The sequence below is a fragment of the Kitasatospora sp. NPDC029312 genome (assembly GCF_055569215.1).
The window spans coordinates 36,314-51,056 of record NZ_JBVHXY010000024.1; the positions used below are offsets into that span (position 1 = coordinate 36,314).

Annotated in this window: 12 protein-coding genes; 11 read left to right on the plus strand and 1 reads right to left on the minus strand. The window is 72.7% G+C overall.

Going from position 1 to position 14,743, the window contains the following annotated elements:
- Nucleotides 1-219 precede the first annotated feature (219 nt).
- From ACZ4WV_RS20610 to ACZ4WV_RS20655, 10 genes are all read left to right on the plus strand, one after another.
- Entirely contained in the window at nt 220-2,013 is a 1,794-nt protein-coding gene (locus ACZ4WV_RS20610) for a sensor histidine kinase (protein WP_465748682.1), read from the plus strand.
- Nucleotides 2,013-2,501 (plus strand): roadblock/LC7 domain-containing protein, encoded by a 489-nt coding sequence (locus tag ACZ4WV_RS20615; RefSeq protein WP_465748684.1) that lies wholly within the window; start codon nt 2,013-2,015, stop codon nt 2,499-2,501. Before ACZ4WV_RS20610 ends, ACZ4WV_RS20615 begins: the two co-directional genes overlap by 1 nt.
- On the plus strand, nt 2,498-2,866 hold the full coding sequence (locus tag ACZ4WV_RS20620) for a DUF742 domain-containing protein (RefSeq protein WP_465748686.1): 369 nt from the start codon (nt 2,498-2,500) through the stop codon (nt 2,864-2,866). The genes ACZ4WV_RS20615 and ACZ4WV_RS20620 overlap by 4 nt, the downstream gene beginning before the upstream one ends.
- Nucleotides 2,847-3,482, plus strand: a complete 636-nt coding sequence (locus ACZ4WV_RS20625; RefSeq protein ID WP_465748688.1) for a GTP-binding protein — start codon at nt 2,847-2,849, stop codon at nt 3,480-3,482. The genes ACZ4WV_RS20620 and ACZ4WV_RS20625 overlap by 20 nt, the downstream gene beginning before the upstream one ends.
- Nucleotides 3,479-4,723, plus strand: coding sequence for a cytochrome P450 (locus tag ACZ4WV_RS20630; protein ID WP_465748690.1), 1,245 nt, complete (start codon nt 3,479-3,481; stop codon nt 4,721-4,723). Before ACZ4WV_RS20625 ends, ACZ4WV_RS20630 begins: the two co-directional genes overlap by 4 nt.
- 96 nt (nt 4,724-4,819) lie before the next feature.
- Nucleotides 4,820-6,034 carry a cytochrome P450 family protein gene (locus ACZ4WV_RS20635; RefSeq protein ID WP_465748692.1) on the plus strand — a complete coding sequence of 405 codons (1,215 nt, stop codon included), beginning with the start codon at nt 4,820-4,822 and terminating at the stop codon, nt 6,032-6,034.
- 273 nt (nt 6,035-6,307) lie between these two features.
- A complete protein-coding gene (locus tag ACZ4WV_RS20640) occupies nt 6,308-7,693 on the plus strand; it encodes an ABC transporter substrate-binding protein (protein WP_465748694.1) in 1,386 nt (461 codons plus the stop codon).
- A gap of 297 nt (nt 7,694-7,990) precedes the next feature.
- On the plus strand, nt 7,991-9,028 hold the full coding sequence (locus tag ACZ4WV_RS20645) for a carbohydrate ABC transporter permease (protein WP_465748696.1): 1,038 nt from the start codon (nt 7,991-7,993) through the stop codon (nt 9,026-9,028).
- Nucleotides 9,025-10,059 carry a carbohydrate ABC transporter permease gene (locus ACZ4WV_RS20650; protein ID WP_465748698.1) on the plus strand — a complete coding sequence of 345 codons (1,035 nt, stop codon included), beginning with the start codon at nt 9,025-9,027 and terminating at the stop codon, nt 10,057-10,059. Before ACZ4WV_RS20645 ends, ACZ4WV_RS20650 begins: the two co-directional genes overlap by 4 nt.
- A 184-nt stretch (nt 10,060-10,243) precedes the next feature.
- On the plus strand, nt 10,244-11,839 hold the full coding sequence (locus ACZ4WV_RS20655) for a DUF4153 domain-containing protein (RefSeq protein ID WP_465748700.1): 1,596 nt from the start codon (nt 10,244-10,246) through the stop codon (nt 11,837-11,839).
- Between the two features lie 110 nt (nt 11,840-11,949).
- On the opposite strand, the gene ACZ4WV_RS20660 is transcribed toward ACZ4WV_RS20655, so the two are convergent.
- Nucleotides 11,950-13,500, minus strand: a complete 1,551-nt coding sequence (locus ACZ4WV_RS20660; RefSeq protein WP_465748702.1) for an MFS transporter — start codon at nt 13,498-13,500, stop codon at nt 11,950-11,952.
- 524 nt (nt 13,501-14,024) lie between these two features.
- Between ACZ4WV_RS20660 and ACZ4WV_RS20665 the strand changes: the two genes are divergently transcribed.
- Nucleotides 14,025-14,630, plus strand: coding sequence for a TetR-like C-terminal domain-containing protein (locus ACZ4WV_RS20665; protein WP_465748704.1), 606 nt, complete (start codon nt 14,025-14,027; stop codon nt 14,628-14,630).
- Nucleotides 14,631-14,743: the final 113 nt, after the last annotated feature.

Sequence of the window (14,743 nt, forward strand, 5' to 3'; positions counted from 1 at the left end):
TACGAGCGGTGAACGCAGGAGATTGTCCGTCAACTAGCGGCTTGAGGGCAAAGTCTGAATCGATATGATCGGCCGAAAGCGTGAACGGATCAGCCGCCCGGAGATGTGTCACGACGTCGCCGGGCGGTCTCATATGCGCTCGACCCGCTGTCGGCGGCCGCCACCGTCGCCGATCCGCCGCCCGCGCCGCCGCCCGCCGACGTTGCCGAGGACCGCCCGATGAGAGATGCCACCAGCCCCGAGGGTCAGCCGCGTCGCCGCCCGGCGCCGCGCACCGTCGCCCTCACCGCGGCCGCCGTCCTGCTGGCCCTGGTCGCCGGCCCCGTCGGCATCAGCCGGGCCCTGGGCGCGCACCAGCCGCTGACCGCCTTGGCGGTGGGTGCCGTCACGGTGCTCTGGCTGATCGCCGTCGGCCTGGCGGCAGCCGGGGCCGAGCGCTCCCGCCGGCTGGCCGAGGACGTGGAGGCGCAGCACCAGGAGGCGATGACGGCCCTGGTCATCGCCGGAACCGCCCGGCAGTCCGAGGCGGCCGCCAAGGAGCGCGCCGCCGCGGCGCAGGCCGAACGGGACGCCGCCCGCGCCGAGCAGGCCCGCGCCGAGGCGGACGTCACCGCCGCGCACACCGAGCTGGATCGGCTGCGGTCCGAGCTGGAGGACGCGCGGGCCGAGGTCGAGGCGGCACGGGAGCGGGCCGCCGCCGAGCGGGCCGAACTGGACCGGATTCCCGAGGGCGTGCTCCCCGAGGTGGTGAAGAAGCTGCGTGGGGGCGCGTCCGTGGACAGTGCGCTGGCCGCGCACCGCAAGCACCCCCAATACGCGCTGCTGCGCGCCGTCGGCGAGGAGATCGGCCGGGGCGAGCGGCTGCGGGCGGCCGCGCTGGCCGTCTGCGCGACCGCCGCCGGGCGGGTGCAGGCCCTGGCCACGAGCATGCACGCCGAGCTGCGGGAGATGCAGCACCGGCACGACGAGGAGGTCCTCGGCGACCTGCTGCGGCTGGACCACTCGACCGCCCAGGCGGGCCGGATGGCGGACAGTATCGCCGTGCTCACCGGTGCCCGCTCGGGCCGCCGCTGGGCCAAGCCGATCGCGGTGGAGTCGGTGCTGCGCGGAGCGCTCGGCCGGATCGGCGCCTACCAGCGGGTGCGGCTGCACAACGCGAGCAGCGCCGCGGTCGCCGGGTACGCGGCCGAGGGCGTGATGCACGCGTTGGCCGAACTGCTGGACAACGCCACCAACTTCTCCGCCCCGCCCGCCGAGGTGCACGTCTACGTCGAGGAGGTGCCGGCCGGTCTGGCGGTCACCGTGGAGGACAGCGGCCTGGGCCTGAGCGACAGTTGGCTGCGCCGGGCCGAACGGGCCGTCTCCGCCGAGCCGCTGGACCTCGCCACGCTCTCCGCCGGCACCCGGCTGGGCCTCGCGGTGGTCGGCGTGCTGGCGCGCAAGTACGGCCTGCAGATCTCCTTCCGGCCGTCGGCGCGCGGCGGCACGGGCGTGGTGATGCTGATCCCGCAGCAGCTGGTCACCCACCCGGCTCCGGCCTCTCTCCAGGCCCCCGCGACGGCCGTCGAGCCCAGGCGTCCCGCACCGGCCGTGGAGACCGCGCGTCCGGCGCTCACCCCCGCCCGCCCGGCGCCCGCCTCACTGCCCCCCGCACCCACCGCGCCGAGCGCCGCCCCGGTGGCTGTGCCGACCGCCTCGGTGGTCCCGGCGCCCGCCGTCCCCACCCAGAACCCGGCCGTGCCCGCCCGGACGACCGACAGCGGCCTGCCCCAGCGCCGCCGCGGGCAGACCCTGGCCACCACCGCCCCGGCGGCGGCCCCGGTCACGCGGCCCGGACGGACCGACGCCGCGAAAGCCGCCGCCCGGTTCGGCGCCTTCCGCCGAGCCGCCCAGCCGACGGTGCCCGTACCGGCCGGCGCGCCCGTACCGGCCGGCCGGCCGGTACCCGCGGCGCCGACCGCGGACACCGACACCACGCCCGACGCTCCCCCCGTCACGACGAAGGACTCCTGATGAGCAGCGCCACCGACCGCGACCTCGACTGGCTGTTGGACAACCTGCTGGCGGCAACCCCCGGCACCCGGCACGCCCTGGTCCTCTCCGCCGACGGCCTCAAGCTGTGCCACACCGACGGACTGAGCGCCGACCAGGCGGACCAGCTGGCCGCGATCGCCTCCGGTCTGCAGAGCCTCGCGCACGGTGCATCGATCGAGTTCGGCGACGGCAGCGGCGGGGTGCGGCAGTCGATGACCGAGTTCCACGGCGGCGTCCTGTGCATCGTGGCGGCCGGTGAGGGCGCCCACCTCGCGGTGGTCACGGACGAGGACGCGGACGTGGGCGTGGTCGGCCACAACATGCACGGCCTGATCGAGCAGATCGGCGTCCACCTCAGCGCTCCCGCCCGGAGCGCGGCCGCCGTGGAGTCCGCGGCGGTGAAGGGCACCGCCGCAGGGGACACCGCCCCTGGGGACGCCGCCACACAAGAGAGCGCCGGGATATGAACGGCGGGCCGGTGCTGCCGGGCCGGGACGACGACCCGGACCGCCTCTACACCATCACCGGGGGCCGCAGCCGCGCCCCGGAGAACGCCTTCGACCTGGTCACCCTGATCGTCGCCGAGCGGGAGCCGGCGTCCGGCATGCAGTCGGAGCACGCCCGGATCCTGCGGATGTGCGAGGCCCCGACCGCCGTCGTGGAGGTGGCGGCGGAGCTGGCGCTGCCCATCTCGGTGGTGAAGATCCTTCTCGGCGACCTGCTGGAGTCCGGGGCGGTCACCGCCCGGCACCCCCGGTTCGCGGCGAACAAGGCCCGGCTGCCCGACCTCGACACGCTGAAGCAGGTGCTGCATGGCCTCCAACGGCTCTGACCTCCAGGACGCCCGGCCCGCGGTGCGCACCCCGCTGCGGGCTACCGCCGACAACGCGCTGAAGATCGTCGTGGTCGGCGGCTTCGGAGTCGGCAAGACCACCATGGTCAGCTCGGTCAGCGAGATCCGTCCGCTGAACACCGAGGAGGTGATGACCCGGGCGGGGGAGGGCATCGACCCGGCCGGCAGCTGGGGCAAGCGCTCCACCACGGTCGCCTTCGACTTCGGGCGGATCACCCTGTCCGAGCGCCAGGTGCTGTACCTGTTCGGCGCGCCCGGCCAGGAGCGCTTCTGGTTCCTCTGGGACCGCCTGTTCAACGGAGCCCTGGGCGCGGTCGTCCTGGTGGACACCCGGCGGCTGGAGGACTCCTGGTACGCGATCGACCGGCTGGAGCACCACGGCACCCCGTTCATCGTCGCCCGCAACAACTTCGGCGAGCCCACCCACACCCTGGAGCAGGTCCGGGAGGCCCTGGACCTGTCGCCCGAGGTGCCGTTGGTGGACTGCGACGCCCGCGACCGGGAGTCCGGCAAGCGGGTGCTGATCGAACTGGTCCACCACCTGGCCGCCCTGGCAGGAGCGGCCGACGCGATCTACGAGGAGAGCACCCCGTGACCCAGCCCGCCGCCACCCCGCCCCCGGGCTGCCCGGCGCACGCCGGCGCCACGCCGCTGTACGGGCCGCGCTTCCAGACCGACCCGGCGCAGCTCTACCGCGAGCTGCGCGCGGCGCACGGACCGGTCGCCCCGGTCGAGCTGGCCGGCGGGGTGCCCGCCTGGCTGGTGATCGGCTACCGCGAGCTGCAGCAGGTCACCGGCCAGCCGCAGCTGTTCGGCCGCGACTCCAGCCGCTGGCACGCCTGGGCGACGCTGCCCGAGGACTGGCCGCTGAAGCCGATGATGGCGCCGGTGCCGTCGATCCTGTACGCCGAGGGCGAGGAGCACGTGCGCCGCTCCAGCGCCGTCACGGACGCGCTGGCCGCGATCGACCCGTACGAGCTGCGCAAGCACTCCGAGGAGATCGCCGACCGGCTGATCGACGAGTTCGCCGGGCGCGGCGAGGCCGACCTGGTCGCCGAGTACGCGCACCGGATGCCGCTGCTGGTGCTGTGCCGGGTGCTGGGCCTGGACGAGGAGCAGGCGCCGCAGCTGATCGCGGCGCTGCTGGCCATGCTGGACGGCGGCGCGGACGCACCGGCCGGCGCCCAGCGGCTGCTGGAGCTGATGCTCGCGCTGGTGGAGCAGAAGGCCGAGCACCCGGGCGCGGACGTGGCCTCGCGGATGCTGGAGCACCCGGCGGGGCTGAGCCACGACGAGGTGATGCGCGACCTGCGGGTGCTGCTGATCGCCGGCCACCAGCCGTGCTCGTACTGGATCTCCAACGCGTTGCGGCTGATGCTCACCGACGAGCGGTTCGCCGCCTCGCTGGCGGGCGGCCGGCGCAGCATCAGCCAGGCGCTCAACGAGGCGCTCTGGGAGGACACTCCGACGCAGATCTTCGCCGGCCGCTGGGCCGTGCGGGACACCCAGCTGGGCGGTCAGCGGATCGCCGAGGGGGACATGCTGCTGCTCGGTTTCGCCGGGGCCAACGCCGACCCGTCGGTGCGCCAGCCGGACGGCCGCCCGGCGGAGGGGAACCGGGCGCACATGAGCTACTCGTACGGCGAGCACGGCTGCCCGTTCCCGGCCCAGGAGGCGGCCGAGGTGATCGCCACCACGGCGATCGAGGTGCTGTTGGACCGGTTGCCGGACCTGCGGCTGGCGGTGGCCGAGCACGCGCTGGTGTGGCGGCCCTCCGCCTGGGTGCGCGGGCTGGTCGCGCTGCCGGTCTCGTTCAGTCCGGGCCACCTGGCGTAGCGCGGGCGCCTTGCGGAAACCCGGCCGGGCCAGCCAAGATCAACAGGACGTGCACAGTCGTTCGAAGTTCCGGTACCCGAAAGAGAGTTGCCGCCGATGAGCGCAGCCCCGGCCCCGATCGCCCTCGACCCGCTGGCCCGTGACAACGCGGCCGAGGGCGCCCTGCTGCGGGCCGCCGGCCCGGTGGTGCCGGTGGTGCTGCCGGGCGGGGTCGCCGCCTGGGCGGTGACCCGGCACGCGGCCGCCCGTGATCTGCTCACCGACGCCCGGCTGGTGAAGGACGCCGGGCACTGGGCGGCCTACCAGCGCGGCGAGGTGCCGAAGACCTGGCCGCTGATCGGCCTGGCGGTGCCCGGTCCGAGCATGGTGACGACGGACGGTGCCGAGCACCGCCGGCTGCGGGCGCTGGTCGCCCAGGCCTTCACCCCGCGGCGGGTCGAGCTGATGCGCCCGCGGGTCGAGGCCGTCACCCGGGCGCTGCTGGACGGCCTGGCGGCCGGGGAGCCGGTGGTCGACCTGAAGACCGCCTTCGCCTTCCCGCTGCCCATGACGGTGATCTGCTCGCTGCTGGGCGTGCCGGAGTCGGACCACGGGGTGCTGCGCGACCTGTACGAGCGGTTCTTCGGCATCAAGCCCGACCCGGCGGGCATCCAGGCGACCATCGCCGGGCTGAACGCCTTCGTCGACGACCTGGTGGCGCAGCGCCGTTCGGCGCCCGGCGAGGACCTGGCGAGCGCGCTGCTGGCCGCCGACACCGAGGGCGGGGCGCTCACCGACGCGGAGGCGGCGGCCACCCTGCGGGTGATCATCGCGGCCGGCCACGAGACGACGGTGAACCTGATCGGCAACGCGGTGCGGGCGCTGCTGACCCACCCGGACCAGCTGGAGCTGGTGCGGGCCGGGAAGGTTCCCTGGGACGCGGTGGTCGAGGAGTCGCTCCGCTGGACCCCGCCGACCAGCAACTTCCTGTTCCGCTTCGCGGCCGCGGACATCGAGGTCGACGGGGTGGTGATCCCGGCCGGTGAGCCGGTGCTGGTCTCGTACAACGCGATCGGCCGGGACCCGCTGCAGCACGGGGTGACGGCGGAGCTGTTCGACATCACCCGGGAGCCGACCCGCCACCTGTCCTTCGGGCACGGCCCGCACGTCTGCCCCGGGGCGCCGCTGGCCCGGCTGGAGGCGGGCATCGCGCTGCCGGCGCTGTTCGAGCGGTTCCCCGCGCTGTCGCTGGCGGTGCCGGACGCCGAGCTGCGGCCGAGCCCGACGCTGGTGGTGAACAGCCTGCTGGAGCTGCCGGTTCGACTGGCCTGACACGTCGCGGACTTGCGGCCCCGTCCGGTTTCCGGGCGGGGCCGTCGCCTTGAGGTCTCGCTGTGAGGTTCCGCTCCAAGGTCTCGCTTCGAGGCCGCGCTTCAATGTCTCGCTTTAAGGTTGACCATGGACCTTGGCGGCGGCCGACGGCTGCGTTAACGTCGTCGAACCGGTTCAGCCGCCGCTCGCCCGCGATCTCCGTACGCCCATCTCAGGTACAGCGCACCGTCGTTCACCCCACGTCGACAGCACGTCCTGGCGAGGAGGACCGCATTGTCCCTCAACCCGACCGCGCCACACCGGAGTTCCCGCCGCCGACTGGCCGCAGTACCCGCCCTGGTGGCGGCGCTGACGCTGACCGCGGCCTGCTCGAACAGCTCCGGCGGTTCGGGCGGTGGCGACGGAGCAGCCCAGACCCTGACCGGTGACTGCGCCAAGTACCAGCCGTACGCGGGCCATTCGGGCACCACCGTGACGATGTTCGCCTCCATCCTCAGCCCGGAGTCGGACAACCTGGAGAAGTCCTGGGCCGAGTTCGGCAAGTGCACCGGAATCAAGATCAGCTACGAGGGCTCCAACGACTTCGAGTCCCAGCTGCCGGTCCGGGTGGCCGGCGGCAACGCCCCGGACTTCGCGATCATCCCGCAACCGGGCCTGCTGGCGCAGATGGTCAAGAGCGGCAAGGTGGTCAAGCCGCCCGCCCAGACCGTCGCCAACCAGGACAAGTGGAGCCCGGTCTGGAAGACCTACGGCTCCGTCGACGGCACGTTCTATGCGGCCCCGATGAGCGCCAACATGAAGTCGCTGGTCTGGTACTCGCCGAAGGCCTTCAAAACGGCCGGCTACGAGGTGCCGAAGACCTGGGCGGACCTGACGGCGCTCAGCGACCGGATCGCCAAGGCGGGCGGCCCCAAGCCCTGGTGCGGCGGCATCGCCTCCGGCACGGCCACCGGCTGGCCGGCCACCGACTGGCTGGAGGAGGTGATGCTGGGCACGTACGGCGGCGAGGTGTACGACCAGTGGGTGGGCCACCAGGTCAAGTTCGCCGACGAGAAGGTCACCACGGCGATGCGGACCGTCGCCGACTGGATGCAGAACCCGGCCTGGGTCAACGGCGGTTACGGCGACGTCAAGTCGATCGCCACCACCACCTTCCAGGACGCGGGAGCGCCGGTCCTCACCGGCAAGTGCGCCATGCTCCAGCAGGCCTCGTTCTACGAGGCACAGTGGCCCAAGGGCACCAAGGTCGGCCCGGACGGCGACGTCTTCGCCTTCCACCTGCCCGCCGTGAACCCGTCGATCGCCAACCCGGTCGAGGGCGGCGGCGAGTTCCTGGCCGCCTTCTCCAGCCGGCCCGAGGTGCAGGCGGTGCAGAACTACCTGTCCAGCTCGGACTGGGCGAGCAGCCGGGTGAAGACCGCGCCCGGCTGGGTCTCGGCCAACCAGGGCGTGGACAAGAGCCTGTACACGGACCCGATCGACAAGCTCTCGGCGGAGGCGCTGACCGACCCGAGCGCGACCTTCCGCTTCGACGCCTCCGACCTGATGCCCGCGGCCATCGGCTCGGGGCAGGAGTGGAAGTCGCTGACCGCCTGGTTCGCGGAGGGACAGTCGATCCAGAAGACGGCCGCCGACATCGACGCGGCCTGGCCGAAGTAGGCCGGACGGGATCGGCCGGGCTCGGGAGAGGGCGCTCGGGCTCGCCCGCCGCTCAGGGGCGATCGGATCGGCGGGCCCGCTCGGGTCGTAGGGTCCGCTCGGGTCGTTGGGTCGGCTCGGGCCTGTCGGGCACGGGCCCGCCCCGTCCATCCCGTCCATCCCGCCCGTCCGGCCGGTCGCGCCGTCGGGCGCGCGTATGAGGACCACCCGCCGAGGGCGGTGCGGGGCCACCCACCCGCACCGCCCGCCCCTTCCCACCACCCACCGGACCCACCGGACCCGAAGGGACGTACAGCCATGTCGGTATCCGGCTCCCCGCCTTCCGTCGACCCGTCGGTCGCCGACCCCCTGGCCGCCGGCACCTGGGGCGACGCGGCGGTCAAGTTCGGCAACAGCATCGGCGCGATCGCCGGCTTCCTCGGCATCCTGCTGCTGGTCTTCCTCGTGGCCGGCCGGGCCCGCGGCCGCCTGGCCCGTCCGCTGGCCGTCCTGGTGTTCCTCGGGCCCGCCGTGGTGCTGCTGGCGGTCGGACTGGTGGTGCCGCTGGTACGGACCGTCTACCTGAGCCTGCAGAACGCGGACGGCAGCCGGTTCGTCGGCGGCGAGAACTTCGGCTGGGCCTTCACCACCGACTCGGTCCGGGAGGTGCTGCTCAACACCCTGTTGTGGCTGGTGGTCGCGCCACTGGCGGCGACCGGGCTGGGCCTGGTGCTGGCGCTGCTGGTGGACCGGATGCGCGGCCAGTCGGTGTACAAGTCGTTGATCTTCATGCCGATGGCGATCTCGCTGGTCGGCGCGTCGATCATCTTCAAGTTCGTCTACGAGGCGCGCGGGAAGGATCAGCCGCAGATCGGGCTGCTCAGCCAACTCGCCCACGCGGTCGGCTGGTCGGATCCGCCGAACTGGCTGCTCAGCCAGCCGCTGAACACCTTCCTGCTGATGGTGGTCATGGTCTGGGTGCAGACCGGCTTCGCGATGGTGGTGCTGTCGGCGGCGATCAAGGCGATCCCGACCGAGGTGACGGAGGCGGCCCGGTTGGACGGCGCGACCGGGCTGCGGCTGTTCTGGTCCGTCACCGTCCCGATGATCCGCACCACGGTGATGGTCGTGCTGACCACCGTCATGATCATCACCCTGAAGGCCTTCGACATCGTCCGCACCATGACCGGCGGCAACTTCGGCACCCAGGTGCTGGCCAACGAGATGTACTCGCAGTCCTTCGTGCAGTTCAACGACGGGCGGGGCAGCGCCCTCGCGGTCCTGCTGTTCCTGGCGGTGCTGCCGCTGGTGGCCTACAACATCGTCCAGCTGCGGAGGGAGCGTGAGGTGCGGTGAGCGCTCGCGAGGGGGAGGCGGTCGGCGCGGGGTCCGTCGTCCGGAAGCACGACGGCCGGAAGAACGACGGCCGGAAGCGCTCCGGCCGCAAGCACGACGGCCGGAGGGCCGCCGGCCTGCGTGACGGCGCGGGGCGCCCCGTGCGGAAGGCCTTCAGCAACCCGCTGGCCTCGGTGTTCGTGATCGCGATGACGGTGCTCTGGACGATCCCGACGCTCGGCCTGCTGGTGACCTCGCTGCGCCCCAAGCAGGACGTGACCGCCGACGGCTGGTGGAACGCCCTGCTGCACCCGGACTTCGGACTGGGCAACTACCACGCGGTGCTGTTCGAGGGCGGCTCCGGCGTCTCCACCGGCCTGATGCCGTTCCTGGTGAACTCGCTGGCGATCAGCGTCCCGGCCACCCTCTTCCCGCTGGTGCTGGCGGCGATGGCGGCCTACGCGCTGGCCTGGGTGCGGTTCCGGGGGAGCGACGCGGTGTTCTTCACGGTGTTCGCGCTCCAGGTCGTGCCGCTCCAGATGGCGCTGATCCCGCTGCTGCGGCTGTTCTCCAGCGGTGCGCACCTGGGTTCTCTGACGCTGATCCCGGCGGTGGACCTGAAGGGCAGTTACGCGCCGGTCTGGCTGGCGCACACCATGTTCGCGATGCCGCTGGCGGTGTTCCTGCTGCACAACTTCATCGCCCAGCTCCCGCGCGACCTGATGGAGGCGGCGGTGGTGGACGGCGCCTCGCACTTCAAGATCTTCCGGTCCATCGTGCTGCCGTTGTGCGCGCCGGCGCTGGCCTCCTTCGCGATCTTCCAGTTCCTCTGGGTCTGGAACGACCTGCTGGTCGCCCTCACCTTCGCCGGCGGCACGCCGGAGGTGGCGCCGATGACGGTCCGGCTGGCGCAGCTGTCCGGTTCGTTCGGCGGGCGCTGGGAGCTGCTCACGGCCGGGGCGTTCCTGTCGATCATCGTGCCGCTGATCGTCTTCTTCAGCCTCCAGCGGTACTTCGTCCGTGGGCTGCTGGCTGGGTCGGTCAAGGGGTAGATGGAGCAGACCGCGTGATCAATGCTTTCTGAACGCGTTCAGGAGTTACTTTTGAACTTGTTCAGAATGGTCTACGGTCGGCAGCGGCCGCGGCGCCCGGCGTCGCGGCCGCCGGGCGAGCGCGCCCGCCGGCGGATCACCCGAGGGTGGCTTCCGCATGCCCGCCGACCACTGAGGGGGACTCATGCCAGGTCCGCCCACGCCTGCCCCGATCGATCCGCTGCCCGCGACCGAGCCCCGACCGATGGGCCCCTACCGGTCGCTCGGTGTGCCCGTGCCCTCGTACGGCGACCGGCTGCGCCGCACGGAGCCCGACCGTCGGGCGGCGGCCACGCCCCGAGCCCTCCTGGCGGCCCCGGTCACCGGCCTGGTGACGGCCTGGCTGTTGTACGACGGCGTCGGCGCCGACCTGCTGATCTGCGGCGCCGTCACCGCCGTCGGTGCCGGGCTCGTCGCGCGGGGAGCGGGCCGGCGGATCCGGCCGTGGACGGTGGTCTGGAGCCTGCTCGCCCTCGCCCTGCTCGCCGTCCCGGCCCTGTGGGACGCCGGCTGGCCCACCCTGCTGGCCGTCGGGGGAGCGCTCGGACTGGCCTCGCTGGCCCTGCACGGCGGGCGCCGCTGGCCGGGGGTGCTACTCGCCCTGCCCGCCGTCGTCTGGCAGTCGGTGCCGGGCGTGGCCTGGGCCTGGAACGGCCTGCGGGGAAGGGAGCTCCCGGGCCGCGGCCGGATCGTCCCGGTGCTGAAGGCGCTCGCGGTCGCCGCCGTCCTGCTGACCGTCTTCGGCCTGCTGTTCGCCAGCGCCGACGCCGGCATGGCGGACCTGTTGAGCGATCTCAACCCCAGCTTCGACTTCCGTCAACTGCCGGTGCGGGCATTGCTGTTCCTGCTCGGTACGGTCACCGCGCTCGGCTTCGCGTACACCGCGGCCGGCCCGCGCCGCTGGGACCGCGTGACGGCCGCCCCGGGGCGGGAGCGGCGCCGACTGGAGTGGGCCCTGCCGCTGGTCGCGCTCGAGCTGCTGTTCGGTGCCTTCGCCGTGATCCAGGCCGTGGTGGTGCTCGGCGGGGCGGACGCCGTACTCCGGGACACCGGCATGAGCCGCTCCGCCTACGCCCGACAGGGGTTCTGGCAGCTGAGCGCCATCACCGTGCTGACCCTGGTCGTGGTGGCCGTCGCCAAGCGCTGGGCCCCGCGAACCACCCCCGGCGACCGCCGGGTGGCGCGGATCCTGCTCGGACTGCTCTGCCTGCTCGCGCTGGTCGTGGTCGCCTCGGCGCTCGGCCGGATGTGGTTCTACGTGGACGCCTCCGGCCTCACCAGGCTGCGGCTGTGGGTGCTGGTGGTCGAATCCTGGCTGGGCGTCGTCTTCCTGCTGTTGATCGCCGCCGGGCTCACCCGGCGTGCCGACCGGCTGCCGCGCGTCGTCGTCCTCAGCGGCATGCTCACCGTCGCGGTCTACGGACTGATGGGGCCGGACTCGATCATCGCGGAGCAGAACGTCTCCCGCTTCGAGCGCTCGCACCGGATCGACCTGCGCAACGTCCGCGAACTCTCGGCGGACGCGGTGCCCGCCCTGGACCGGCTCCCCGAACCGCAGCGGACCTGCGCGCTGCAACTGATCCGCACCGACCTGGCGGACCACCCCGCGGCCTGGTACGCCACCAGCCGCTCCGCCGACCGGGCCCGCCGGATCCTGGCCGCCCGGCCGCTGAGCGACGGCGGCTTCGGCGGTACCAACGCCTGCGAGCGGGCGGGGCTGCGGATCGACCCGTACTCCTGACGGCCGGCCGCGTCAGGAGTACGGGACGGGCCCGCCGGGAGCGTGGTGCTCCCGGCGGGCCCGTACGGTCGTGGCGCCTCAGTGCGTTCCGGCGCCCGGTGCCTTGCGGTTCAGTGCATGGCCACGCCGGCCGAGTCGCCGCTCGGCAGGTCGCTGGCCTTCGCCTTGATCACGAAGAGGGCGATCAGCAGGGCCACCCCGGCGAGCGCCGCGCCGACGATGAAGCCGTGCGAAATCCCCTGGGCGAGTACGGAGTTCGCCGGATCGGTGCCCGGGAGGAACTCGTGGTGCTCCTGGAAGTAGCCGAGTTCCTTCGGAGTCGCGCTGTGCATGAACCCCGGCAGCTGCGCCTTGGCCTCGGCGGTCGCGTAGTGCGCGAAGACCGTGGTCAGGATCGACAGGCCGAGCGAACCGCCGATCTGCTGCATCGAGTTGAGCAGTCCGGAGGCGGCGCCGGTCTCCTCGCCCGGCACACCCGCGACCGCGAGCAGCATCACCGGGACGAAGATCAGGCCCATGCCGAAGCCGAAGACCACCGTGGGGCCGAGCACCCCGTCCACGTAGCCGCTGGTCTTGTCCATCTGGGTCAGCCAGGAGAGGCCGACGGTGACCAGCAGCGCGCCGCCCGCCATGAACGGCTTCGGGCCGTACTTGGCCTGGAGGTTGGAGGCGATCTGCGCGGCGATGATGATCGAGACGCTGATCGGAAGGAACGACACGCCCGCCTTGAGCGGGCTGTAGCCGAGCGGCCCCTGCACGAACAGGACCACGTAGAAGAAGATGCCGAACATGGCCGCGGCCAGGCAGAGCATCATCACCAGGCCGCCGGTGCGGTTGCGGTCGGCGAACAGGTGCAGCGGGGTGATCGGCTGGGCGGTGCGGTTCTCGATCACGAAGAAGGCGGCCAGCAGGATCGCGCCGGCCGCGAAGGAGCCGAGCGTGATGCCGTCCGACCAGCCGTCCGAGGCGGCCCGGATGAACCCGTAGACCAGGCCGACCAGGCCGAGCGTCGAGGCGAGCGCGCCCGGCACGTCGAAGCGGCCCGGGTGGCGCTCGGACTCGGCGATGTAGCGCGGGGCGGCGATCGCGATCAGGATCGCGATCGGCACGTTGACGAAGAACACCCAGCGCCAGTTCAGGTACTCGGTGAGCAGGCCGCCGGCCAGCAGGCCGATCGCGGCACCCGAGCCGGCCACCGCCGAGAACACGCCGAACGCCTTGTTGCGTTCCGGCCCCTCGTCGAAGTTGGTGGCGATCAGGGCGAAGGCGGTCGGTGAGCAGATCGCGCCGCCGATGCCCTGGAGCGCGCGGGCGGCCAGCAGCAGGCCGCTGTCCTGCGCGAAACCGCCCAGCAGCGAGGCCAGGCCGAACAGCAGGGTGCCGAAGATGAACACCCGGCGGCGGCCCAGGATGTCACCCGCGCGACCACCGAGCAGCAGCAGCCCGCCGAAGGTCAGCGTGTAGGCGTTGATGACCCAGGAGAGGTCGGTGGTCGAGAAGTTCAGCGCGTCCTTGATGTGCGGCAACGCGATGTTCACGATGGTCGCGTCGAGCACGACCATGAGCTGCGTGGCCGCGATGACGGCCAGGGTGATGCCCTTCCCCCGGCCTTGGCGGCCCTTCGGTGGTGCGTTCTTGCTGAGCGTGTCGGAGATGGCCATGGATGCTTCCCCCTGCTGGCTACGTGCTCGGTGACTCGGTGCTCGGTGATCTCGGTGTTCGGCGATTTCGGTGTTGGGCGATTTCGGTGTTCGGTGAGTCACTTGCTCGGTGACTCGGTGACTCGGTGACTCGGTGACTCGGTGCTCGGGGACCGGGTGCTCGGTATCGGGCCGAACTGCGGGCCCGGAGTGGTGCTGTGCGCTGCTGCGCGCCGACGCGGGCGGGCGCCGTGCGGCGCGGGGCGGGCGCGTGCGGACTGGGAAGGAACGGTCCCGTTCACTAATCTGGAAGATATCCTGGGCCTGATAGTGAACGCAAGCGTTCCTTAAGGATGGTGGCGATGGAACGGTTGGTGCGGCGACTGGCGGCGGACCGGGCATCCGGTCGAGCGGCCGCCCGACCGGCGGATGGCGCGGTCCGGTCGCCCGCGGTGCCGGTGGCTCCGGGGCCGGCGGCTTCGCCACCCGTGGAGCCGGTGGGTGGCGCGAGGTCGTCGGACGGGGAGCCGGAGCCGCGTTGCCCGATGCGGGTCGCCCGGGAGGCGCTGGCCCGGCCGGTGCGGCGCCGGGGGAAGGAGTTGGAGAACGCGATCTTCGAGGCCGCGCTCGACCAGCTCACCTCCGGCGGTTACGCGCGACTGACGATGGAGGGCGTCGCCGCTGCGGCGCGGACCGGGAAGGCCGCGCTCTACCGGCGCTGGGCGTCCAAGATGGAACTCGTCATCGACGCCCTGGATGCCACTCTGCCACGCCCTCACGGGGTCCCCGACCTCGGGTCCGCCAGGGCCGAATTGCTGCAGCTCATCGAGCTGTTCACGGACGGGATCGGCTCCCGTGCGGGCGCCGCGCTGCACGTGCTGATGGGCGAGCTGTCCCAGCAGCAGGCCGAGGTGTTCAAGGACTTCATCGTGCAGCGGGTGATGGAACCGACCAAGGATGCCATCCTGGACATCCTCCGCCGGGGCGCCGAGCGCGGCGACGTCCGGCCCGGAGCGGTCAGCCCCCTGGTCGCCGACGTCATACCCGCGATGCTGCTGTTCCGGGTGAAGGTCCACGACCGGGAGATGGCCCCCGACTTCGCGGCCCGGCTGATGGACGACGTGCTGGTGCCGCTGATCCGGCAACCGTAGGGCGGGGCCTGGGGCGAGATTCGGACCGGGACCGGGATCGGGAGGGGGAGCGGGAGGGGGAGCGGGTCTCGGAGCGGGGGCCGGGACCGGGGCCGGGCTCGGAAGGACCGGTT

What these genes read in the sequence shown, in the direction of transcription:
- ACZ4WV_RS20625 (WP_465748688.1), top strand. Translation starts at nt 2,847, where the DNA reads ATGGCCTCCAACGGCTCTGACCTCCAGGACGCCCGGCCCGCGGTGCGC.
- ACZ4WV_RS20610 (WP_465748682.1), top strand. Translation starts at nt 220, where the DNA reads ATGAGAGATGCCACCAGCCCCGAGGGTCAGCCGCGTCGCCGCCCGGCG.
- ACZ4WV_RS20635 (WP_465748692.1), top strand. Translation starts at nt 4,820, where the DNA reads ATGAGCGCAGCCCCGGCCCCGATCGCCCTCGACCCGCTGGCCCGTGAC.
- ACZ4WV_RS20620 (WP_465748686.1), top strand. Translation starts at nt 2,498, where the DNA reads ATGAACGGCGGGCCGGTGCTGCCGGGCCGGGACGACGACCCGGACCGC.
- ACZ4WV_RS20665 (WP_465748704.1), top strand. Translation starts at nt 14,025, where the DNA reads ATGCGGGTCGCCCGGGAGGCGCTGGCCCGGCCGGTGCGGCGCCGGGGG.
- ACZ4WV_RS20615 (WP_465748684.1), top strand. Translation starts at nt 2,013, where the DNA reads ATGAGCAGCGCCACCGACCGCGACCTCGACTGGCTGTTGGACAACCTG.
- ACZ4WV_RS20655 (WP_465748700.1), top strand. Translation starts at nt 10,244, where the DNA reads ATGCCAGGTCCGCCCACGCCTGCCCCGATCGATCCGCTGCCCGCGACC.
- ACZ4WV_RS20645 (WP_465748696.1), top strand. Translation starts at nt 7,991, where the DNA reads ATGTCGGTATCCGGCTCCCCGCCTTCCGTCGACCCGTCGGTCGCCGAC.
- ACZ4WV_RS20660 (WP_465748702.1), bottom strand. Translation starts at nt 13,500, where the DNA reads ATGGCCATCTCCGACACGCTCAGCAAGAACGCACCACCGAAGGGCCGC.